This window comes from Azospirillum brasilense, from assembly GCF_008365405.1.
Lineage (GTDB): Bacteria > Pseudomonadota > Alphaproteobacteria > Azospirillales > Azospirillaceae > Azospirillum > Azospirillum brasilense_D.
The window spans coordinates 122,433-144,658 of sequence record NZ_QOKV01000011.1 but is presented as its reverse complement, the minus strand read 5'-3'; the positions used below and the strand labels follow the sequence as shown (position 1 = coordinate 144,658).

Below are 22,226 nucleotides of genomic sequence, written 5' to 3'. Positions count from 1 at the left end.
CCCCGCGCTTCGGCTAAGCCTCCGTCTCCGTGGTGATGCCGTGCTTGCGCAGCTTCGCATAGAGGTTGGTGCGCGACAGGCCGAGGCTTCGCGCGGCTTCGAGCTTGTTGCCCTGCGCGTCGTCGAGCGCGGCGAGGATGAGGGAACGTTCCAGCTCATCCATGCTGTCGGCGAACGGACGCTTGCGCGCCGGCGATGCGGTTGGCCGGGCGGCCGCTCCGGGAAGGATGTCGGCGAAGTCGTCGGCCAGGATGCGCTCGCCTTCGGTGCGCACATAGACCTGTTCGATGACGTTGGCCAGTTCACGGACGTTGCCCGGCCAGTCGTGCCCGCGCAGCGCGTCGAGCGCCGCGGGGGTGAGGTCGCGCATCGGCTGGTCGAGGCTCACCGCCATCCGCTCCGAAAACAGTGAGGCGAGGATCTCCAGATCCTCCTTGTGGTCGCGCAGCGCCGGAAGCTGGATCGGGAAGACGTTGAGCCGGTAGTAGAGGTCCGAGCGGAAGGTGCCGTTCCGCATCATCTCCGGCAGCGGCCGGCTGGTCGCGGCGATGATGCGGACATCGACCTTGATCACTTGGTTGGAGCCGAGCGGCTCGACCTCACGCTCCTGAAGCACGCGCAGCAGCTTGGCCTGGAGCGGCAGCGGCATGTCGCCGATCTCGTCGAGGAACAGCGTGCCGCCATGCGCGAGCTGGAATTTTCCAGGCCGCGGCTGGCGGCCGGCCCCGGTGTAGGCGCCCGGCGCGACGCCGAAGAACTCCGCCTCCAGCAGGTTTTCGGGAATCGCCGCGACGTTGATGCCGACGAAGGGGCGGTCGACCCGATCCGAGGCGGCGTGGATCGCCTGCGCCACCAACTCCTTTCCGGTCCCCGTCTCGCCCAGCACCAGCACCGCCGAGTTGATCTGGCCCGCCTTGCGCACCAGCCGCTTCACCTGGAGCATCGCCGGGCTGAAGCCGACGAGGTTCTCGACCGAGTATTTCGGCGCGCGGCTGGCGGCGAGTTCCTGTTCCATCCGCGCGAGGCGCGATTGCAGCTTGTTGAAGCGCTCGGCGATGGGGCGGAGGTAGGTCAGGCTGTTCTTCAGGGCGAAGGCGAGGGCGCCGATGATCTCCCCCTGCTCGTCGCGCAAGGGCAGGCGGCTCACCAGCAGCGTGTGCTCGCCGTAGCGCATGATGTCGAGCGGGAAGGAGCGGCCGGTTTCGACCACGTCGCGCATCTGGCTGTGCGGGATGACCCGTTCGATGGGCTGCCCCACCACCTCGGTGAGGGAGCGGATGCCCAGCAGCGCCTTGCGCTTGTCATCGAACCAGACGTGCTTATCATTGGACCAGACGATCCGCGCGTCCTTGTCGACGAGGATGGCGCCGTCGATCATTTCGTCGATCATCACCATCAGGGCGCGCGCCGCCGCGAAATGCTCGTCCCGTTCCGCCGTCATGGCCCGCCCCCCGTCGCGTCGTTTATGTCAATATTCTGAACACTGTTTGTCAAAATTCAGCACACGACGGAAGCCCTGAATCGCAGGCCGATGGCGGCGAAGGGTTCAAATCCGCAGGCAATCCACCCGCTGGCCCGGCCGAATGCCCTCCATACCAACAATTCCCATCGCTGGCACGCCCCTTGCTTTGATTGCGGCAAGAAAATATGTGCACCGCGAACAATTGGCCGGACGGCCGTCGCGGCGGCGCTCGGGCAGGGGGGACGCGACAAAAGCATGACGCAGCAGCGTATTGGAATCATCGGCGCCGGGCTGATGGGGCATGGGATCGCCCAGGCGTTCGCCGTCGCCGGGCACCCGGTCGACATCCACGAGCCCGATCCGGGCCGCCGGGCCGGGATCGTCGAACGGGTTCGCGGCAACCTTGAGACTCTGGGAATGGACACCGCCGCCGCTGACCGGGTTCGGCCCTGCGCTTCCCTGGAGGACGCGGTCGGCCGGGCGGACGTCATTATCGAAGCGGTTCCGGAGGACCTGCCGCTCAAGCAGCGCATCTTCCTGGCGGTCGAGGCCGCCGCCCCGCCCCATGCGCTTCTGGCGAGCAACACGTCGGTGATCCCGATCACCCGGATCATGGAACCGCTTCGGGACAAGAGCCGCGCCCTGGGCACCCACTGGTGGAACCCGCCGTACCAGATTCCGCTCGTCGAGGTCATCCAGACCGCCGACACGGACGACGCGGCGGTCGCGGCGATGATCGGGCTGCTGGCCACCATCGGCAAGACGCCGGTGCATGTCCGCAAGGACGTTCCCGGCTTCATCGGCAACCGTTTGCAGCACGCGCTCTGGCGCGAGGCCATCGCGCTCGTCCAGAACGGCGTGTGCGACGCCGAGACGGTGGACGCCGTGGTCAAGGCCAGCTTCGGCCGCCGCCTCGCCGTCCTGGGGCCGCTGGAGAACGCCGACCTCGTCGGCACCGACCTGACCCTGGCGGTGCACGAGCATGTCCTGCCCGACCTTGACCGGACGCCGGAACCGTTGCCCCTGCTGCGCGACCTCGTCGCGTCCGGGCGGCTGGGCATGAAATCCGGCGCCGGCTTCCGGACCTGGACGGAGGCGCAGCGGACCGAGACCCACGCTCGTCTGGCGGCCCACCTCCAGCGGCTGGACAGCGTCGAGCGCGGGTGACCGCGCGCCGGTCACGCCGTCCTTCCTTTCGAACCGAACCCACACAGAGACTGTCCCATGGCCGCAACACAGAAGGCACCACAGAAGAAGGTCATCATCAGCTGCGCGCTGACGGGGTCGATCCACACCCCGACCATGTCGGACGCGCTGCCGGTGACGCCCGATGAGATCGTCGAGCAGGGCGTCGGCGCCGCCGAGGCCGGGGCCGCGATCCTCCACCTGCACGCCCGCGATCCCCGGACCGGGCAGCCGACGCCGGACCCGGCGGTGTTCATGCAGTTCCTGCCGCGCCTCAAGCAGTCCACCGACGCGGTGCTCAACATCACCACCGGCGGCTCGCTCAACATGACGGTGCAGGAGCGCCTTGCCGCCCCGCTCCAAGCCCAGCCGGAGATGTGCTCGCTCAACATGGGCTCGATGAACTTCGGCATCTTCCCGCTGGCCGACCGCTACCAGGGCTGGAAGCACGACTGGGAGGAGCCCTATCTGCGCAGCACCGACGATTTCATCTTCCGCAACACCTTCCGCGACATCGCGTACATCCTGGAGCATCTGGGAGAGGGCTGCGGAACGCGCTTCGAATTCGAGTGCTACGACGTCGGGCATCTCTACAACCTCGCGCATTTCGTAGATCGGGGGCTGGTGAAGCCGCCCTTCTTCGTCCAGACCATCTTCGGCATCCTCGGCGGCATCGGCGCGGAGCAGCGCAACCTCGTCTTCATGCGCGAGACCGCCGACCGGCTGTTCGGCACGGATTACGAATGGTCGGTGCTCGCCGCCGGGCGTCACCAGATCCCCTTCACGACCATGGCCGCGGTCATGGGCGGCAACGTCCGGGTCGGGCTGGAGGACAGCCTGTATCTCAGCAAGGGCCGGCTGGCCCGGAACAGCGCGGAGCAGGTGGCGAAGATCCGCCGGATTCTCGAGGAGCTGTCGCTCGAGGTCGCCACCCCCGCCGAGGCGCGCGCCATGCTCGCCTTGAAAGGCGCCGATCAGGTGGCCTTCTGAACCGCGACACGCCACTGACCTCCATGACGCCCGAAAGAAGGACCGAGATGCGAAACAGGAATGCCGTCGTCACCGGCTCCACCACCGGCATCGGGCTGGCGACCGCCCGCGAACTGGCCCGCCAGGGCTGCCATGTGATGCTCAACGGCTTCGGCGACCGCGCGGAGATCGACCGGCTGTGCGCGGACATCGCGGCGCAGAGCGGCACGACGATCGTCTATTCGGGGGCCGACCTCAGCCGGCCGGAGGAGGCCCGCGCGATGATGGCGGAGGCCGCGGCGACGCTCGGCCCCATCGACATCCTGGTGAACAACGCCGGGGTGCAGCATGTGGCGGCGGTGCACGAGTTCCCCGACGACAAGTGGGACCTGCTGCTCGCGGTCAACCTCAGCGCCGCCTTCCACACCATCAAGGCGGCCGTGCCGGCGATGCGCGAGCGCCGCTGGGGGCGCATCGTCAACACGGCGTCGGTCCTCGGCATGGTCGGCGCCCCGCACAAGCCCGCCTACGTCGCGACCAAGCACGGCATCATCGGCCTGACGAAGTCGGTAGCGATCGAGGTCGCGGAGCACGGCATCACCTGCAACGCGGTGTGCCCCGGCACGGTGCTGACCCCGATCATCGAGAAGCAGATCGCCCAGCAGGCGCAGGTCACCGGCCTGCCGGAGGAGCGGGTCCTTCAGGCGGTGTTCCTCGACCGCATGCCGACAGGCCGGCTGATTCCGCCGGAGGAGGTCGCCGCCGCCATCGCTTTCCTGTGCTCCGACGCCGCCGCGTCGATCACCGGCACCGCGATCCCCGTGGACGGCGGCTACACGACCCACTGACACCCAAACCACCAAGAACAACACCCTAGGGAGTGAACCATGCGCAGCACCCGTCTTGCCGGCCTTCTCACCGGCGCCGCCTTCGCCGCCCTGGCGTCCGGCACGGCCCAGGCCCAGATGTCGGACAACGTCATCAAGATCGGCATGCTGTCCGACCGGTCCGGCATCTACGCCGACATCAACGGCGAGGGCTCGGCGGTCGCCGCTCGGCTGGCCGCCGAGGAGTTCGGCAACGCCATCAACGGCACCAAGATCGAGATCATCGTCGGCGACCACCAGAACAAGGCGGACATCGCCGCCAACCTCGCCCGCCAGTGGATCGACGTCGAGAAGGTCGACGTCGTCGCCGACGTGCCGAACTCGGCCGCGGCGCTGGCCGTGCAGGGCATCACCAAGGACAAGAAGCGCATCTTCCTGATGTCCGGCCCCGGCTCCACCGATCTGACGGGCAAGGACTGCAGCCCCTACGGCTTCCTGTGGACCTGGGACAACCACGCCGTGGCGTCCTCCACCGCCCGCGCGCTGGTCGAGCAGGGCAAAAAGAGCTGGTTCTTCATCACCGCCGACTACGCCTTCGGCCATTCGCTGGAAACGGAGGCCGCCAACACCGTCAAGCAGCTGGGCGGCACCATCAAGGGCAGCGTCCGCCATCCCCTGGCAAGCTCGGACTTCTCGTCCTTCCTGTTGCAGGCGCAGGCCTCGGGCGCTGAAGTCGTCGCCTTTGCCAACGCCGGTGGTGACACCATCAACGCGGTCAAGCAGGCCGCCGAGTTCGGCATTCCCCAGGGCGGCCAGACGCTGGCCGGTCTGCTGCTCAACGTCAACGACATCCACGCGCTGGGTCTCGACACCGCGCAGGGGCTGATGCTGGCGAACTCCTTCTACTGGGACATGAACGACGAGACCCGCGCCTGGTCGAAGACGTTCGAGGAGCGGACCGGGCGCAAGCCGTCGATGAACCAGGCGGGCGTCTATTCGGCGGTCAAGCATTACCTGAAGGCCGTGCAGGAGGCCGGCACCGACGACGCCGACAAGGTGGCCGCCAAGATGCGCGCCACGCCGATCACCGACATGATGATGAAGGACGCGAAGATCGCCGACAACGGCCGGATCTTCAACAACATGTATCTGGCGCAGATCAAGACGCCGGGTGAGTCGAAAGGGGCCTGGGACTACTTCAAGATCCTCAAGACCATCCCCGGCGAGCAGGCCTACATCAACCCGAAGGACAGCGGCTGCCCCCTGGTGAAGTGACGGTGGAAGGGGGGCGAGCTCGCTCCCCTTTCGACGTTCGGTCGTTCCGCGCGGGATCGGTCGTACAGGCCTCTTCTCGGGCCGGACATCATACCGTGGGCGGATGATGGCTTCCATCATCCGCCCACGGTCAAACCCGACAGATCAATGCGATAGCATTGATTGAAAGGGTGATACGGACGAAGCCTTCAGGCGCCGTCCGTATCACTGATACTTGGCGTAGACCCAGAGAACGCGTGCGTCCTCGTCCCCCTCCGAAACCCAGAGATGGGGCGTGCTGGCGTCGTAATACATGGAATCGCCGGCTTCCAGCCGCAGCGGCTCGTAGATCTGGCTGTGCACGACCAGCGTGCCCGAGACGACGTGGAGGAACAGCTCCGCGTCGTACTTGGCCCATTCCGGGTAGGCGTCGAGCGAGCGGGCGACGACGGTGGTCATGATCGGGGTCATGACCTTGCTCGTTAGGTCCGGGCAGAGCCAGGCGTTGTTGCAGGTGCCGGTCGGGAAGGGACGGCCCTGTCCCGACCGCGTCACCGACCGGCGTCCGGCGACGCGCAGCGCCGGGGTCGGCCCGCCGATGATTGCCGCCGCGTCCATCTCGAAGCCGGCGGCGATCTTCAGGAGGGTGGTGACGGTCGGCGACAACTCGTTCCGTTCGATCTTGGACAGGGTGGACACCCCAACCCCGGTGCGGTCGGCCGCCTGCTGGAGCGTCAGCCCCATCCGCTTGCGCAGGTTCTTCAGCCGGACGCCAAGGTCCAGCTCTCCGTCCGCCCCTCCCTGGGACGGGGAGGAAGAGGCCGCGTCGGGCCGTTCGATCACATCCATTGCGTCGTCCGCCGCCGGTCGTGTCGCGATTCGTCGTACATGCTTGGTCGTCAGGGCGGGCCGCTTCATTGAGGGTCCTCGAACACCAGAACCTTTCCAGGATTCATCATATGGTCAGGGTCCAGCAACGCTTTGATCTGCGTCATCAGCCGGTAGCGCGTCGGGTCGATGGAGCGGGCGAGCCGTTTGCGGTTGCTGAGGCCGATCCCGTGCTCCGCGCTGATCGAACCATCGCAGGCGAGCGTCGCCGTGTCGACAATCTCGTTGATCCGCCCCGCCGTCGCCTCGAAGTCGGCGCGCGAGGGAAAGGCGTCGTGGTCGAAATGGATCACCGCGTGCAGGTTGCCGTCGCCGACATGGCCGACGAACAGCAGCCGCGCCTGCGGGAAGGCGTCGCGCACGCCGCGCTCCGTCTCCGCCGCGAAATCGCCGAGCCGGTCGAGCGGCACCACCGTGTCGTAGGAAACGCTGATGCCGGCGACCTTGTTCGCCTCCGACACCGAATGGCGCAGGCGCCACAGCGCCTCCCGCTGCGCGCCGCTCCTGGGGATCACGGCGTCGGCGACGAGGCCGCGCTCCAGCGCGTCGGCAAGGCAATCCTCAAGAATTGAGGACAGATCCATGGCGGCGAAGCTGTCCTCCGCCTCGATCAGCACGTACCAGGGGTGCGGTTCCGCGAAGGGCAGGGTGCAGCCGGGAATGTGGTCGAGCACGAACTGCATCTGGGAGTGCGACATGACCTCGTAAGCGCTCACCCGGTCGCCGAAGCGGGAGCGGACGGAGGCCAGCAGTTCCAGCGCCTGGTCGAGATGGCCAGCGCCGGCCATGGCGGTGGCGCTTGTCTGCGGCTGCGGGAACAGCTTCAGCACCGCTGCCGTGATGATCCCCAGCGTGCCCTCCGCCCCGATGAACAGGTGGCGCACGGCGTAGCCGCTGTTGTCCTTGCGCAGCCGCTTCAGGTCGTTCATCACCGAGCCGTCGGGAAGCACCACCTCCAGCCCCAGCACCATGTCGCGCATCGGGCCGTAGCGCAGCACCGCCGTGCCGCCGGCGTTGGTCGCGATGTTGCCGCCGATCTGGCAGCTCCCCTCCGCCCCCAGGCTGAGCGGGAAGAGGCGCCCGGCCTCCTGCGCGCGGGCCTGCAGATCGGCGAGGATGCAGCCGGCCTCCACCGTCATGGTGTTGTCCAGCGCGCTGACCTGCCGGACCCGGTTCAGCCGGTCGAGCCGCAGCACCACCGTCTCCTCCGAGAAGGGCGTGGCGCCGCCGCACATGCCGGTGTTGCCGCCCTGCGGCACGATCGTGCCGCCATGCTCGCGCACCAGCAGCACGGTCGCCGCCACCTGCTCGGTGTTTGCCGGATAGACGGCGCACAGCGCCGTGCCATCGTAGCGGCCTCGCCAGTCGCGGGTCAGCGGTTCCAGATCCGCCGCCTGCGTGACCACGTGGCGCTCCCCCAGGAGCGTGCGCAGCGACGTCAGCAGAGCCTGTGGGTCACGCATCGGGCAGGTCCTTGTGGCTTCGGGGCCGGAGGAGGGGCGCCGGGGTGGAGATCGGTGAGGCGCACAATCGGCCGGGGCGATCGGACGTTGACGATACTGTTTCTCCATGTCTAGCATACGAAAAATTGTTCCCGAAAAGATAATTTTTGCCGGAGCAGCACCCAATGGGCACATCCTGCGAATCGTGCGATGCACGCGTCCTCCCGCGGAAACCGGGGAGATGGCGGTGACCGCGTCGCTCAACATCGCCGAGGCCCGGCTGCGGGCACGGTCCCGCCTCCCCCGTGGCCTGTTCGAGTACATCGACCGCGGCACCGAGGATGAAACCGGCATCGCGACGAGCAAAACGGCGCTCGACAGCCTCACCTTCAAACCGCGCGTGTTGGTGGACGTGTCGAAACGCGACGCCACCACCCGCCTGTTCGGGGTGAGCCAGCCCATGCCGCTGGTCGTGGCGCCCACCGCCGTGGCCGGGCTGGTCTGGTACGACGGCGAGGTGGAGCTGGCCAAGGCCGCCGCCGCGGTCGGCATTCCCTTCTGCGTTTCCACCCAGTCCATCACCTCGGTCGAGCGGATCGCCGGCGAATCCGGGGCGCGGCTGTGGTTCCAGCTCTATGTCTGGCGCAGCCGCGAGCGCACCCGCGAGCTGGTGCGGCGCGCCGAACGGGCCGGGGCGGAGGCGCTGGTCCTGACTGTCGACACGGCGGTGACGCCCAACCGCGAATACAACATCCGCAACGGTTTCGGCATTCCGATCAAACCGTCGCTGCGCGCCGGTCTGGATTGCCTCGCCCACCCGCGCTGGTTCGCCGGGGTCTTCGCCAAGTACCTGCGCAACGGCGGCGTGCCGACCTACGCCCACTATCCCGACGAGTTCCGCACCGCGCTGGGGCGGGTCGCCGTCGGGGACGAGATCAGCCTCGCCCAGGACGTGGGATGGGACGACGTGCGGAGCTTGCGGGACGCCTGGAAGGGCAAGCTGATTTTGAAGGGCGTGCTGCGCGCCGACGACGCAGAGAAGGCGGCCGAGCTGGGGGTGGACGGGATCGTCGTGTCCAACCACGGCGCCCGCAACCTGGACCACGCCATCCACCCCGTGCGCTGTCTGGCGGACATCGCCGAGCGGGTCGGCGACCGGATAACCGTTCTGGCCGACAGCGGGGTGCGGCGCGGCAGCCACGTCGCCGGCTATCTGGGGCTTGGCGCGCAGGGCGTGCTGCTTGGCCGTGCCGTTCTCTACGGGCTGGCCACCGACGGAGCGGCGGGTGCGCAGGCGGTGCTGGAGATGGTCCGGCGCGAGCTTCTCACCACCATGGGTTTCCTCGGCGCCCCGACCGTGGCCGACATCACGGGGACGGTGGAACGGCCACGTTGACGTGTGTTGGCGCGCCGGATTTTATCGTATCATCACTTTTCATCCATGAAACGATTTGTTGTTGCAGCAAAAGGAAAAATAGGGTCACATCTCCTTTGTCGGAAGCGGGCGGGGCCGGATCGAGGTCTCACAAGGGACGCTTCATCGCCCCCGTTCCCTCCGGCCCCCACCCGAGCGTTGGTCCGGGTGCGGGTTCAGGCACGAATTTCCGGCGGTGCGCCGGTCTTTGGCGATTTCATCGGACTCGCTTCATCGCGCTTTTTCCGATCGTCCCAAACCGGCTTCCCGCATCGCGGGGGCGAGGCCGCCCCGCGGCCGCAGCACACCGTCACGCCACGCCTCAAACGCCACGCTTAGGAAATCCGAGGACCCCATGGCACTCACCCATTCGGAGATCAGCGGTCTGTTCAGCGCCATCGTCACGCCGCTGACGGTCGACGGTTCCGTCGACATCGCCGGCCTGAAGCGGCTGGTGCGCCATCAGCTCGACGCCGGGGCGTCCGGCGTCGTGCCGATCGGCGGCACCGGCGAGTATCCCGCCCTGTCGCGGGACGAGCGCAAGCGCGTCGTCGCCGCCTGCGTGGAGGAGGCCGGCGGCAAGCCGGTGATCCCCGGCGTGCTGTCCACCGGCTTCCAGGACGCGGTCGAGGCGGGGCGCGACTTCGCCGCCGCCGGGGCCGCCGCGGTGATGACCGTCACCCCCTATTACGCCGCCGGCACCCAGGAAGGCATGCGCGCCTATTTCCGCGCCTACCGCGACGCGGTGGACCTGCCGGTCATGCTGTACCAGATCCCGCGCCGCACCACCGTGGCGGTCACCGCCGAGGGCGTGCAGGCGATGGCGGAGGACGGCTCCATCATCGGCATGAAATTCTCCTCCTACGACATGCCGGAATTCATCAAGACGATGAAGTACGCCGGCGACAAGATCTCGGTGCTGAGCGGCGAGGAGCCGCTGTTCGCCACCCACGTCGCGCTGGGCGCGCGGGGCGGCGTGCTGGCCTCGGCGACCATCTACCCGAAGATCTGGCTGCGCATCTTCGCGCTGGCGCGCGCCGGCAAGCTCAACGAGGCGTTGGCCGAGCAGACCCACATCGATCCAGTGGTGAATTCCATCTTCCTGGAAACCAACCCCGGCCCGCTGAAGTCCTTCATGGCGATGGCCGGCATGCCGGTCGGCGGGGTGCGGCTGCCGCTGACCGCGCCGACCACTGAGACCACCGAGAAGCTCCAGGCCGTCGCCCGGCACGCGCGCGACATCGCGCTCGCCTGACGGCCAAAAGGAGCACTCCGGGCGCTCCTTCCCCCGGAAAGCGCCCCAACAACGCGAAGCCGCGGCGGCGGCCGGTCAACGAACACGGAATGGCCTGACCACACGTAAAGACACACACGTCGAGACACATCCGCTCGGACAGCCCGACGGACCACAAGGGAGACGGACATGGTGAATCGCAGGGAACTGGCTGGGTTTCTGGGCGCCGGCGCGGCGGTCGGGGCTTTCGGGGCCACCATGGCGGCGGGCATCGCCCCGGCGGCGGCGCAGGAGGGCGGCAGCTCCTTCGACCGGGTCCTGAAGGCCAAGAAGCTGCGCATCGGCGGTGTGGCGACCGGCGCCCCCTGGATCATGAAGGACCAGACGACCGGCCAGTGGTCGGGCCAGTTCTGGGACATCGGGTCGGCGCTGGCCGCCGACATGGACGTCGGCATCGAGGTGGTCGAGACCACCTGGGGCAACGCCATCCTCGACCTTCAGGCCAACAAGATCGACGTCATGTTCGGCATGAACCCGACGCCGAAACGCGCCCTGGCCGTCGACTTCACCGTTCCGGTCTACAACAGCGCCCTGGTCGTCATCGCCAAGCCGGGCTTCGAGCCGAAGAGCTGGGCCGACATGAACAAGCCGGAGGTGAAGATCGCCGTGGACGTCGGCTCCGCCCACGACCAAGTGGCCAGCCGTCTCTGCCCGAACGCCCAACTCATCCGTTTCAAGTCGCTGGACGAGGCGACGCTGGCCGTGCGCAGCGGCCGGGCCGACGCCCAGTCGATCTTCTGGATGGGCGGCGTGCGCGCGGTGAAGCGCGACCCGTCGCTGGGCAAGGTGGTCGTGCCGCGCCCGGTCTTCGGCTCGACCTCCAACGCGGCGGTGCGGCGCGAGCCGGACAAGACCCTGCGCGACTTCGTGAACACCTGGATCGTCTACGCCCAGGGCCTGGGCCTGATCCGCGAGGCGGTGGTGAACAGCCTCGCCAAGGTGGACATCGCCATGAGTGACATCCCGGAAGGCATCACTTTTTAAAGGACCCGCCGACGGATCTATCGACGGACCTGGGTTCCGATGACGCACGGCGGCCGGTCCCACGGGGATTCGGCCGCCGTTCCGAAGTTTTGCAAGCAGGCCCGCCATGTACACCTTCAACTTCGAGATGCTCTGGGGATACCGCTGGCTGTTCCTCAACGGCACGCTGGTCACCATCGGCCTGACGGCCGCCGTCGTCGTGCTGGGCCTGCTGCTCGGGCTGATCGGCGGGCTGGCCCAGCTCTCGCGCTTCGCGGTGCTGCGCTGGATCTCCTGGGCCTACATCGAGCTGTTCCGCTGCACGCCGCTGCTGGTGCAACTCCTCTGGTTCTATTACGCGCTGCCGATGCTGACCGGCATCCAGATCGACGCGGTAACGGCCTCCGTCCTCACCCTCTCGCTTTACGGCGGCTCCTTCTACGCGGAGGTGATCCGGGGCGGCGTGGTCTCCATCGAGGCCGGACAGTCGGAGGCCGGGCTGGCGCTCGGCATGACGCCGGCCAAGGTGATGCGGCGCATCGTTCTGCCCCAGGCGGTCAAGCGGATGATCCCGCCGCTGATGAACCAATCGATCATCCAGTTCAAGAACACCTCGCTGGTGTCGGTGGTGGCGGTGCCCGATCTGCTCTACCAGGGGCAGGTCGCCGCGACGGACACCTTCCGCCCGCTGGAGGTCTACACGATCGTCGCGCTGATCTACTTCGTCGTGCTGGTCCCCCTAACGGCCATCGTGAAGCGGGGCGAAAAGCAGCTCCAGACGGGTCACTGACGTTCCCCTGGCGATCCAACGTGAGAGGCCCCTTTCCATGAGCATTCCCAAGATCGAAGTCGCCGGGCTGAGGAAGCAGTTCGGCGAGCTGGTCGTCCTGCGCGACATCAACCTGAAGGTCGATCCCGGCGCCGTCGTGGCGCTGATCGGCCCCTCGGGGTCGGGCAAGTCCACCCTGCTGCGCTGCCTCAATCTGCTGGTGGTGCCGAACGGCGGCCGGGTCCGCATCGGCAACGACGCCTTCGACTTCGAGACGGGCAAGGCGCTGCCCCGGCCCAAGGCGCAGGCGAAGTTCCGCTCCAACACCGGCATGGTGTTCCAGCACTTCAACCTGTTCCCCCACATGACCGTGCTGGGCAACGTGATGGAAGGGCCGGTCTCCGCCAAGAACATGCCGAAGGCCCAGGCCGAGGCGATCGGACGCCGGCTGCTCGCCAAGGTCGGGCTGGCCGACAAGGCCGAGGCCTACCCGGACCGGCTGTCCGGTGGGCAGAAGCAGCGCGTCGCCATCGCCCGCGCGCTCGCTATGGAGCCGGAGGTGATGCTGTTCGACGAGGCGACCTCCGCCCTCGACCCGGAGTTGGTGTCGGAGGTGCTGGGGGTGATGCGCGACCTCGCCGCGGAGGGCATGACAATGATCATCGTGACTCATGAGATCGCCTTCGCCCGCGAGGTCGCCGACCGCGTGATCTTCATGCGCGACGGCGTGATTGTGGAGGAGGGGCCGGCGCGCGACGTCATCGACCGGCCGCAGCAGGAGGCCACACGCGCCTTCCTCAGCCACTTCCACACCCGGAGCTGAGCCGGCTCTATTCCTGCTCGGGCAGGCGGAAAGTGGCGACGGCGTCGCGGAACTCCCCCAGGAAATCCTGCGCGAGGGTGGACAACGACCGCTGCGCCGAATGCAGCACGGCCATTTCGAAGGTGATCGCCGGCTCGAAGGGGCGGATGGCGACGCCGCGCCCCGCATATTCCTCCGCCGTGAAGGGATCGACGATGGAGATTCCCGCTCCGGCGGCGACCATGGCGCAGGCGATCATGGTGAGCTGGGTTTCCACCCGCGTGGACCGGCCGACGCCGTGCTCGGCGAACACGGCGTCGATGGAATAGCGCATCAGCGTGGCGGCGCCGAGCGCGATGAAGGCTTCGCCCGCGAAATCCTCCGGGACCAGCCGCTTGCGCGCGGCCAGCGGGTGGTTGCTCGGCACCACGGCGACCGCCCGCACGCGCGGCATCCGCTCGCACAGCACCGTCGCGTGCTCCACGGCCGACTGGCCGAAGCCCAGTTCGCACTGGCCGGCGGCCACCCAATCCAGCACCTGCGGGGAGCTGCTGCCCCATAGCGACACGTCCACCCGCGGCCGTTCCTCAAGGAAGCGGGCGACGAAGCGCGGCAGGAAGCCGATGGCCATCGCCGGCATGGCCGCCACCCGCAGCGTGCCGGCCCGCCGCTCCTGGAGGTCGCGCGCCGCCTGCTCGATCCGCTCCAGCCCGACGAAGGACCGCTCCACCTCCTGGTACAGGGACATCGCCTCGCTGGTCGGCGCGATGCGCGAGCCGCGCCGCTCGAACAGCGTCAGCTTCAGCGCGTATTGCAGGTCGGCGATCAGGCGGCTGACCGCCGGCTGCGAGATGTTGAGAAGCTCCGCCGCCGCGGTGATTCCGCCGCTCAGCATGACGGCGCGGAACGCCTCGATCTGGCGGGGATTGAGCATTCGCGGGCGGTCCGAACCGTGGCAGATGCGTTGCAGCATAACATTCGTTTATAGACACCGCCAACAATTCGATTTGACGATTATGCCGACGGGGCGCGACGCTTCGGGGGTGCGACAAAACGCGCACCGCTGGGAAACGAACCGGAACCGGAACAGGAGAGGGACAGATGCGAGCGTTGGTGTACGGCCTGATGGCAACCGCCGCCCTGGGATGTGGCGCCGCGCAGGCGCAGCAGAAGACCCTGTATGTCGCCGCCTACGGCGGGTCCTTCGAGCAGACCATGCGCAAGGACATCATCCCGGCCTTCGAGAGCAAGACGGGCGTGAAGGTAGAGTATGTCGCCGGGAATTCCACCGACAACCTCGCCAAGCTCCAGGCTCAGAAGGGCAACCAGCAGATCGACGTGGTGATCCTGGACGACGGGCCGATGTACCAGGCGGTGGCGCTGGGCTTCTGCGCCGACATCGCCAAGGCGCCGGTCTACGACGATCTCTACGATCTGGCGAAGATTCCCTCGGGCAAGGCGGTCAGCGTCGGCGCGGTCGGCACCGGCATCGTCTACAACAAGAAGGTCTTCGACGAGAACGGCTGGCCCGCCCCCGCCTCCTGGAAGGACATCGAGGACGCCAAGTTCCGCAAGAAGCTGGTCGTCCCGCCGATCAACAACAGCTACGGCCTGCACGCGCTGGTGATGATGGCGCGGCTCGACGGCGGCGGCGAGAAGAACATCGATCCCGGCTTCAAGGCCTTCAAGGACAAGGTGAACCCGAACGTGCTCGCCTACGAGCCGTCGCCGGGCAAGATGACCGAGCTGTTCCAGAGCGGGCAGGCCACCGTCGCCGTCTGGGGCTCGGGCCGCGCCAAGGCGCTGGCCGACACCGGCTTCCCCGCCGCCTTCGTCTACCCGAAGGAGGGCGGCATCGTGCTGGCCTCGGCGGCCTGCGCCATCACCGGCAGCAAGCAGGCGGCGGAAGCCCAGCAGTTCATCCAGCACATGCTGTCGCCGGAGGTGCAGACCGTGATGGCGACCGGCGCCGGCTTCGGCCCGGTGAACAAGACCGTCACCCTGACCGCCGACCAGCAGGTGGGCATCCCCTACGGCCCCGAGCAGATGGGCAAGCTGCTGGTGGTCGACTGGGACACCATCAACGCCAACCGCGAGGCCTGGAACAAGCGCTGGACCCGCGAGATCGAGCGCTGACCGCCGCTTCCGGCCCGCACCCGCGGCGGGCCGGACTTTTCCAGGCTCCTTGGTGGGAGACGACGCCATGCCTTACCTAGTCCTCGATCGGCTGACCAAGCGGTTCGGCCCCTGGGTCGCCGTCGACAACCTGTCCCTGACGGTGGAAAAGGGGGAGCTGGTCTCGCTGCTCGGCCCGTCGGGCTGCGGCAAGACCACGACGCTCCAGATGATCGCCGGCTTCCTCGACCCAAGCGCCGGTCGCGTCACGCTGGACGGCGCCGACCTGCTGGCCAAGAAGCCCAACGAGCGCGGGCTCGGCATCGTCTTCCAGAGCTACGCCCTGTTCCCCCACATGACGGCGGCGGAGAACGTCGCCTTCGGGCTGGAGATGCGCGGCATCCCGCGCGCCGACCGCGACCGCATGGTGCGCGACGCGCTCCAGCTCGTCGGGCTGGGGGCCTTCGGCGACCGCTACCCGCGGCGCATGTCCGGCGGCCAGCAGCAGCGCGTGGCCCTGGCCCGCGCCATGGTCATCAAGCCGAGCCTGCTGCTGCTCGACGAGCCGCTGTCCAACCTCGACGCCAAGATGCGCGAGGAGATGCAGATCGAGTTGCGGCGCATCCAGCGCAGCGTCGGCACCACCATGATCCTCGTCACCCACGACCAGGCGGAGGCGATGGCCCTGTCCGACCGGGTGGTCATCATGAACAAGGGCCGGGTCGAGCAGGTCGACGCCCCGCAGGACGCCTACGACAACCCGGCCAGCGCTTTCGTCGCCAACTTCCTCGGCCGCACCAACCTGCTCCAGGGCACGGTGCGCCGCGACGGCGCCGGGCGGCGCATCGATGTGGCCGGGACGGCGTGGCCGGTGGCGGCGGAGCTGCCGGACGGCCCCGGCCTGCTGACCGTGCGGCCGGAGAAGGTCCGCTTCGTAGACGGCGCCGGCGTGCCGGGCCACGTCCGGGCGCGGGTCTTCCAGGGCACCCAATGGCTGTTCGAGATCCGCACGGAGGCCGGCGACCTGACGGTGATCCGCCAGCACGACGGCCAGACCCTGCCGGCGGAGAACGAGCCGGTCATGGTCGGCTGGCGCGCGGAGGACATACGCGTGATGGCGGGTGAGGCATGACCGCCGTGGACGCTCACAAATCCCTGATGGATTCCCCAGGCGCGGCGGCCGATTCCGCCCCGCCGGATCGGCCGGAGCGGCGCCCCCTGGCGCCCTACCTGCTCAGCCTGCCGGCACTGGCGCTGTTCGCCGTTCTGCTGCTGGTGCCGCTGGTTATGACCGGGCTGCTGTCGCTGAACAGCTTCGGATTCTACACGGGCATCGAGAACGTCTGGCAGCTCGGCAACTACATCGACATCGTCACCGACGACTATTTCCACGAAATCTTCCTGCGCACCTTCCGCATCGCCGTGGTGGTGACCCTGCTCTGCGCCGTGCTCGGCGCGCCGGAGGCCTACATCCTGCGCCGCATGCGGTCGCCCTGGCGCGGCCTGTGCCTGCTGGTCGTCTTGGGGCCGCTGCTGATCTCGGTGGTGTCGCGCACGCTCGGCTGGGCGCTGCTGTTCGGCTCCACCGGCATCATCAACACGGCGCTGATGGCGGTCGGGCTGATCGCGACGCCGATCGAGTTCATGTACACCGAGACCGGCGTCATCATCGCGCTGACCCACGTGCTGGTGCCCTTCATGGTGCTGTCGGTCTGGGCGTCGCTGCAGCGGCTCGACCCGCAGGTGGAGAACGCCGCCCTGTCGCTGGGCGCCAAGCCCTTCACCGTACTGCGCCGGGTGGTGCTGCCGCAGGTGGTGCCGGGCATCCTGTCGGGCTCGATCATCGTCTTCGCGCTGGCCGCCAGCGCCTTCGCCACCCCGGCGATCATCGGCGGGCGGCGGCTGAAGGTGGCGGCGACGCTGGCCTACGACGAGTTCCTGAACACGCTGAACTGGCCGCTGGGCGCCGCCATCGCGATGCTTCTGCTGCTCGCCAACATCGTGATCATCGTCGGCTGCAACCGGCTGGTCGAACGTCGCTACAAGCAGGTGTTCGAATGAACCGCAACGGCCCCGTCGCCCTGGTCTTCCACACGCTGTTCCTGGCCTTCCTGCTGGCGCCGATCCTGGTCGTCTGCGTGGTCGCCTTCACCTCGCAGGGCTATCTGTCGCTGCCGACCGAGGGGCTGTCGCTGCGCTGGTTCAAGGCCATCGGCGACAACCCGGAATTCGCGCGGGCCTTCCGCGACAGCTTGCTGCTGGGGGCGGTCAGTTCCACCATCGCGGTGGCCTTCTCGGTCCCGGCGGCGCTGGCCATCGCCCGCCACCAGTTCCGCGGGCGCGAGGCGATCACGGCGCTGTTCCTGTCGCCGCTGATGGTGCCGCACATCGTGCTGGGCATCGCCTTCCTGCGCTTCTTCACGCAGATCGGGCTGGGCGGCACCTTCGCCGGGCTGGTGCTGAGCCATGTGGTCATCATCCTGCCCTTCGCGCTGCGGCTGATCCTGGCGGCCTCCACCGGCATGGACCGCTCCATCGAGAACGCCGCGGCCTCGCTCGGCGCCACCTCCTGGACGACCTTCCGCCGGGTGACGCTGCCGCTGATCCTGCCGGGCGTGGCGAGCGGCTGGGTGCTGGCCTTCATCAACAGCTTCGACGAGGTGACGATGACCGTCTTCATCGCCTCGCCCGAGACGACGACGCTGCCGGTGCGTCTTTTCCTCTACATCCAGGACAACATCGACCCTCTGGTCGCCGCGGTGTCCGCCTCGCTGATCTTCATGACGGTGGCGGCGATGCTGGTGCTCGACCGGCTCTACGGGCTTGAGCGGCTGCTGGTCGGCCGCGGACAGGAGTGACCGTCACCATGACCGAGTTAACGAGGTCCGACTGCGACGTCGCCGTGATCGGCGGCGGGCTGGTCGGGTCGGCCATCGCCTGGGGCCTCGCCCAGCAGGGGCAGACGGTCGCCGTCCTCGACGAGGGGGACGTCGCCGTCCGCCCGTCGCGCGGCAACTTCGCCCTGGTCTGGGTGCAGGGCAAGGGGCTGGGCCTGCCGGAATACGCCGGCTGGACCAAGATGTCCTCCGACACATGGACCGGCTTCGCCGAGCGGCTTCAGGAGCAGACCGGGATCGACGTGTGCTACCGCCGGCCGGGCGGCTTCCTGCCCCTGCTGTCGGAGGAGGAGATGGAGCGGCGCGCCGGCCAGCTCCAACGTCTGCACAACCAGCCGAACGTCGTCCGCTACGACTACGAGATGATGGACCGCGCTGCCGTGGCGAAGGAGATGCCCTTCATCGGCAAGGATGTGGTCGGGGCGAGCTACTGCCCGCTCGATGGCCATTGCAACTCGCTGAAGCTGCTGCGCGCGCTGCACAGCGGGATGAGCCTCTCCGGGGTCTCCTACCGTCCGCACCACCGGGTGGAGCGGATCGAGCCGCGCGACGGCGGATTCCGCATGGTCACCGCCTCGGGGGACGAGCTGCGGTCGGGCAAGGTGGTCATCGCCGCCGGCCACGACGCCCGCCGTCTGGCCCCCATGGTCGGGCTCGACGCCCCGGTGCGACCGGAGCGCGGCCACATCATCGTGACGGAGAAGACCGCCCCCTTCCTGAACTTCCCGGTCGGCTTCATCCGCCAGACCGACGAGGGCGGCGTGATGATCGGCGACAGCTTCGAGGATGCCGGGCTCGACACCACGGTGCGCAACGGCGTCACCTCGACCATCGCCGACCGCGCGCTGCGCATCTTCCCGCTGCTCGGCAAACTGAACGTGGTGCGGACCTGGGCGGCGCTGCGCGTGCTGACCCCGGACGGCTTCCCGATCTACGAGCAGTCCACCACCATGCCCGGCGCCTTTGTCGCCACCTGCCACAGCGGCGTGACGCTCGCCGCCAACCACGCGCTGGCGCTGGCGCCGCACATCGCCGCCGGCACCCTGCCCGACGAATTCTCGGCCTTCAGCGCCCGGAGGTTCCATGTTCCAGCGGTTGCCTGACGCGGGCGGAGAGCGCGTCTCCTTCACCATCGACGGCCGCCCGGCCGAGGCGCTGTCCGGCGACAGCGTCGCCGCCGCCCTGATCGCCAACGGGGTCGGCGCCTGCCGGACCACCCCGGTGTCCGGCGCCCCGCGCGGGCCCTACTGCATGATGGGCGTGTGCTTCGACTGTCTGGTGACCATCGACGGCACCGGCAACCAGCAGGGCTGCCAGATCCGCGTCCGCCCCGGCATGCGGGTGGAAACCCAGAACGGCAAGCGGGAGATCGAGCGGTGACCGACTTGAAGCCTCGTTACGATCTGGCGGTGATCGGCGCCGGCCCGGCCGGCCTCGCCGCCGCCACGCTGGCCGCCCGCCGCGGCCTGTCCACCGTTCTGCTCGACGAGCAGACGGCCCCCGGCGGCCAGATCTACCGCGCCATCACCCGCTCGCCGGTGAAGAATCCCAGCGTCCTCGGGACTGATTACTGGCACGGCGCCGATCTGGTCGGGCCGTTCCGCGACAGCGGCGCCGATTACCTGCCCGGCGCCGCGGTGTGGAGCGTCTCGCGCACGCTCGACATCGGCCTGTCGCGCGACGGTGCGGCGCGCATCCTGCCGGCGCGGCACGTCATCCTGGCGACCGGCGCGCTGGAGCGGCCCTTCCCGGTTCCCGGCTGGACGCTGCCCGGCGTGATGGGGGCCGGGGCGGCGCAGATCCTGCTGAAGACCTCCGGCCTCGTCGCCTCGGGCGGCGTGGTCATGGCCGGCACCGGGCCGCTGCTCTGGCTGCTCGCCTGGCAGTATCTGCGGGCCGGCGCGCGCATCGACGCGATCCTCGACACCACGCCGCGGGAGAACTGGCGGCAGGCCATGCCGCTCCTGCCGGCCTTCGCCCGCTCCGGCTATGTCGGCAAGGGGCTGAAACTGCTGCTGGAGGTCCGGCGCAAGGTCAAGGTGATCGGCAACGTCTCCGCCCTGCGCGCCGAGGGCGACGGGCGCGTGCAGTCGGTCGTCTATCGCCAGGGCAATGGGGCGGAGCAGCGTCTTCCGGCCGACACGCTCCTGCTGCATCACGGAGTGATCCCCAACATCAACCTCGCCAACGCCACCGGCTGCGCCCAGTCCTGGGACGAGGCGCAGCGCTGCTGGGTGCCGGACGTCGACGGCTGGGGCGCCACGTCGGTGGCGGGAGTCTCCATCGCCGGCGACGGGGCCGGCATCGGCGGCGCGCTGGCGGCGGAGCACCGCGGCCGGCTGACGGCGCTGGACGCCCTGCACCGGCTGGGCGCCATCGACCGCGCCACCCGCGACCGCGACGCCGCCCCGCACCGCGAGGCGCTGGACCGGGCGCTGCGCGGCCGCGACTTCCTCGACTCGCTCTACCGGCCGGGCCAGGACTTCCGCGTCCCCGCCGACGACACCATCGTCTGCCGCTGCGAGGAGGTGACGGCGGGGCAGGTGCGCGACGCCGTGAAGCTGGGTGTCAGCGGGCCGAACCAGACCAAGTCCTTCCTGCGCTGCGGCATGGGGCCGTGCCAGGGGCGGCTGTGCGGCCCGACCGTGGTCGAGGTCATCGCCGACGCCCGCGGCGTCTCCCCGGCGGAGGTCGGCTACTACCGGCTGCGCCCGCCGGTGAAGCCGATCACGCTGGCCGAACTCGCCTCGCTGCCCAAGGCCGAGGACGAGGTGGCCGCCGTGATGCACCACTGACGGGGCAGGGGGACGCCATGCCGGAGCCGGACGTCATCATCGTCGGGGGCGGCCTGCACGGCTGCTCCACCGCGCTGCACCTCGCCCTGCGCGGGGTCCGGGCGCTGGTGCTGGAGAAGGACCACATCGGCCGCCACGCCTCCGGCGTGAACGCCGGCGGGGTGCGCCAGCTCGGCCGCCACGCCGCGGAGGTGCCGCTGTCCGTCGCCTCCATGGCGCTGTGGCACGGCATCCGCGACCTCGTGGACGACGATTGCGGCTTCGAAAGCCACGGCCAGCTCAAGGTCGCGGAGACCGAGGCGGAACTGGACTCCTGCCGGGAGCGGGCGGCCCAGCTCGCGGCACTCGGCTTCACGCACGAGGAGGTGGTGGATCAGGCGGAACTGCGCCGCCTCGTCCCGTCCATCGCGGAGCATTGCCTCGGCGCGCTGGTGTCGCGCCGGGACGGGGCGGCCATCCCCTACCGCACGACCTTCGCCTTCAAGCGCAAGGCGGAGAGCCTGGGTGCCCGCTTCCACGAGGGGGCGGCGGTGGCGCGGGTCGCCAGCTCGGGCCGCAACTGGCGGGTGGAGACGGCGGACGGCGTGGCGCACGAGGCGCCGATTCTGGTCAATTGCGCCGGGGCCTGGGCCGACCGGCTGGCCGCCCAGCTCGGCGAGCCGGTGCCGCTGGAGGTCATCGCCCCCATGCTGATGATCACCGCCCGCGTGCCGCCCTTCCTGAAGCCGGTGGTCGGGGCGACGGGCCGCACCCTGTCCTTCAAGCAGTTTCCCAATGGGACGGTGCTGATCGGCGGCGGGCTGTTGGGCCGCGCCTACCGCGACGAGAACCGGACGGACCTGGATTTCGCCAACGTCACCACCAACGCCCGCACGGTGTGGGACCTGTTCCCGATCATGCGCAGCGCCACCGTCGTCCGCTCCTGGGCGGGGATCGAGGCGCGGATGCCCGACGACATCCCGGTGATCGGCCCCAGCGGCACGGAGGAGGGGGTGTTCCACGCCTTCGGATTCTCCGCCCACGGCTTCCAGCTCGGCCCCATCGTCGGGCGGATCACCGCCGACCTGATCACCCGCGGGGCGACCGACCTGCCCATCGACGCCTTCCGCATCCAGCGATTCCACCACACGGCGGCCGCCGCGTGACCGCT

At 68.9% G+C, this 22,226-nt stretch carries 21 protein-coding genes; 17 read left to right on the top strand and 4 right to left on the bottom strand.

Features of this window, described 5'->3' with window-relative positions; all coding sequences use genetic code 11:
- Positions 1-13: 13 nt before the first annotated feature.
- Complete coding sequence (locus DS837_RS18030; RefSeq protein ID WP_149166020.1) at positions 14-1,441, bottom strand: sigma-54 interaction domain-containing protein; 1,428 nt, start codon at positions 1,439-1,441, stop codon at positions 14-16.
- A 276-nt stretch (positions 1,442-1,717) separates the two neighbouring features.
- On the opposite strand from DS837_RS18030, the gene DS837_RS18025 reads away from it, so the two are divergent.
- The 4 genes from DS837_RS18025 to DS837_RS18010 are packed head-to-tail and all read left to right on the top strand — an operon-like array spanning position 1,718 to position 5,718.
- The gene (locus tag DS837_RS18025; protein WP_149166019.1) at positions 1,718-2,629 is read left to right on the top strand and encodes a 3-hydroxyacyl-CoA dehydrogenase family protein; all 912 of its coding nucleotides are present in this window, start codon (positions 1,718-1,720) and stop codon (positions 2,627-2,629) included.
- Positions 2,630-2,686: 57 nt separating this feature from the next.
- Positions 2,687-3,637, top strand: coding sequence for a 3,5-dioxohexanoate:acetyl-CoA acetone transferase (kce, locus tag DS837_RS18020; protein WP_149166018.1), 951 nt, complete (start codon positions 2,687-2,689; stop codon positions 3,635-3,637).
- Between the two features lie 47 nt (positions 3,638-3,684).
- Positions 3,685-4,464 carry a 3-hydroxybutyrate dehydrogenase gene (locus tag DS837_RS18015; protein ID WP_149166017.1) on the top strand — a complete coding sequence of 260 codons (780 nt, stop codon included), beginning with the start codon at positions 3,685-3,687 and terminating at the stop codon, positions 4,462-4,464.
- A gap of 39 nt (positions 4,465-4,503) precedes the next feature.
- A complete protein-coding gene (locus tag DS837_RS18010; RefSeq protein ID WP_149166016.1) occupies positions 4,504-5,718 on the top strand; it encodes an ABC transporter substrate-binding protein in 1,215 nt (404 codons plus the stop codon).
- Positions 5,719-5,922: 204 nt separating this feature from the next.
- Here DS837_RS18010 and DS837_RS18005 read toward each other — a convergent pair whose 3' ends face one another.
- Together DS837_RS18005 and DS837_RS18000 are read right to left on the bottom strand one after the other, a co-directional pair.
- Positions 5,923-6,546 carry a helix-turn-helix domain-containing protein gene (locus DS837_RS18005; protein WP_247890004.1) on the bottom strand — a complete coding sequence of 208 codons (624 nt, stop codon included), beginning with the start codon at positions 6,544-6,546 and terminating at the stop codon, positions 5,923-5,925.
- A 65-nt stretch (positions 6,547-6,611) separates the two neighbouring features.
- Positions 6,612-8,048, bottom strand: coding sequence for an FAD-binding oxidoreductase (locus DS837_RS18000; protein ID WP_149166014.1), 1,437 nt, complete (start codon positions 8,046-8,048; stop codon positions 6,612-6,614).
- Positions 8,049-8,268: 220 nt separating this feature from the next.
- Here DS837_RS18000 and DS837_RS17995 point away from each other — a divergent pair, with 220 nt between their 5' ends.
- The 5 genes from DS837_RS17995 (at position 8,269) to DS837_RS17975 (ending at position 13,290) form a co-directional block, all read left to right on the top strand.
- Complete coding sequence (locus DS837_RS17995; protein WP_149166013.1) at positions 8,269-9,423, top strand: alpha-hydroxy acid oxidase; 1,155 nt, start codon at positions 8,269-8,271, stop codon at positions 9,421-9,423.
- 373 nt (positions 9,424-9,796) lie between these two features.
- The gene (dapA, locus tag DS837_RS17990; RefSeq protein ID WP_149166012.1) at positions 9,797-10,696 is read left to right on the top strand and encodes a 4-hydroxy-tetrahydrodipicolinate synthase; all 900 of its coding nucleotides are present in this window, start codon (positions 9,797-9,799) and stop codon (positions 10,694-10,696) included.
- 168 nt (positions 10,697-10,864) lie between these two features.
- Positions 10,865-11,719: a transporter substrate-binding domain-containing protein gene (locus tag DS837_RS17985; RefSeq protein ID WP_149166011.1), complete on the top strand. Its 855-nt coding sequence runs from the start codon at positions 10,865-10,867 to the stop codon at positions 11,717-11,719.
- A 106-nt stretch (positions 11,720-11,825) separates the two neighbouring features.
- Positions 11,826-12,488 carry an amino acid ABC transporter permease gene (locus DS837_RS17980; RefSeq protein WP_149166010.1) on the top strand — a complete coding sequence of 221 codons (663 nt, stop codon included), beginning with the start codon at positions 11,826-11,828 and terminating at the stop codon, positions 12,486-12,488.
- A gap of 37 nt (positions 12,489-12,525) precedes the next feature.
- Positions 12,526-13,290, top strand: coding sequence for an amino acid ABC transporter ATP-binding protein (locus DS837_RS17975; RefSeq protein WP_149166009.1), 765 nt, complete (start codon positions 12,526-12,528; stop codon positions 13,288-13,290).
- Between the two features lie 7 nt (positions 13,291-13,297).
- On the opposite strand, the gene DS837_RS17970 is transcribed toward DS837_RS17975, so the two are convergent.
- Positions 13,298-14,203, bottom strand: coding sequence for a LysR substrate-binding domain-containing protein (locus DS837_RS17970; protein WP_149166008.1), 906 nt, complete (start codon positions 14,201-14,203; stop codon positions 13,298-13,300).
- Positions 14,204-14,370: 167 nt separating this feature from the next.
- On the opposite strand from DS837_RS17970, the gene DS837_RS17965 reads away from it, so the two are divergent.
- The 8 genes from DS837_RS17965 to DS837_RS17930 all read left to right on the top strand — a co-directional run bounded on the left by DS837_RS17965 (position 14,371) and on the right by DS837_RS17930 (position 22,221).
- A complete protein-coding gene (locus DS837_RS17965; RefSeq protein WP_149166007.1) occupies positions 14,371-15,405 on the top strand; it encodes an ABC transporter substrate-binding protein in 1,035 nt (344 codons plus the stop codon).
- Between the two features lie 67 nt (positions 15,406-15,472).
- The gene (locus DS837_RS17960) at positions 15,473-16,516 is read left to right on the top strand and encodes an ABC transporter ATP-binding protein (protein ID WP_149166006.1); all 1,044 of its coding nucleotides are present in this window, start codon (positions 15,473-15,475) and stop codon (positions 16,514-16,516) included.
- Positions 16,513-17,445, top strand: coding sequence for an ABC transporter permease (locus DS837_RS17955; protein ID WP_149166005.1), 933 nt, complete (start codon positions 16,513-16,515; stop codon positions 17,443-17,445). Before DS837_RS17960 ends, DS837_RS17955 begins: the two co-directional genes overlap by 4 nt.
- Positions 17,442-18,242, top strand: coding sequence for an ABC transporter permease (locus DS837_RS17950; RefSeq protein ID WP_040137502.1), 801 nt, complete (start codon positions 17,442-17,444; stop codon positions 18,240-18,242). Before DS837_RS17955 ends, DS837_RS17950 begins: the two co-directional genes overlap by 4 nt.
- Before the next feature lie 8 nt (positions 18,243-18,250).
- Entirely contained in the window at positions 18,251-19,384 is a 1,134-nt protein-coding gene (locus DS837_RS17945) for an NAD(P)/FAD-dependent oxidoreductase (RefSeq protein ID WP_149166004.1), read from the top strand.
- Positions 19,365-19,661, top strand: coding sequence for a (2Fe-2S)-binding protein (locus DS837_RS17940; protein ID WP_014199018.1), 297 nt, complete (start codon positions 19,365-19,367; stop codon positions 19,659-19,661). Before DS837_RS17945 ends, DS837_RS17940 begins: the two co-directional genes overlap by 20 nt.
- Complete coding sequence (locus DS837_RS17935; RefSeq protein ID WP_247890003.1) at positions 19,658-21,076, top strand: FAD/NAD(P)-dependent oxidoreductase; 1,419 nt, start codon at positions 19,658-19,660, stop codon at positions 21,074-21,076. Before DS837_RS17940 ends, DS837_RS17935 begins: the two co-directional genes overlap by 4 nt.
- Positions 21,077-21,093: 17 nt before the next feature.
- Complete coding sequence (locus tag DS837_RS17930; protein WP_149166003.1) at positions 21,094-22,221, top strand: NAD(P)/FAD-dependent oxidoreductase; 1,128 nt, start codon at positions 21,094-21,096, stop codon at positions 22,219-22,221.
- Positions 22,222-22,226 lie beyond the last annotated feature (5 nt).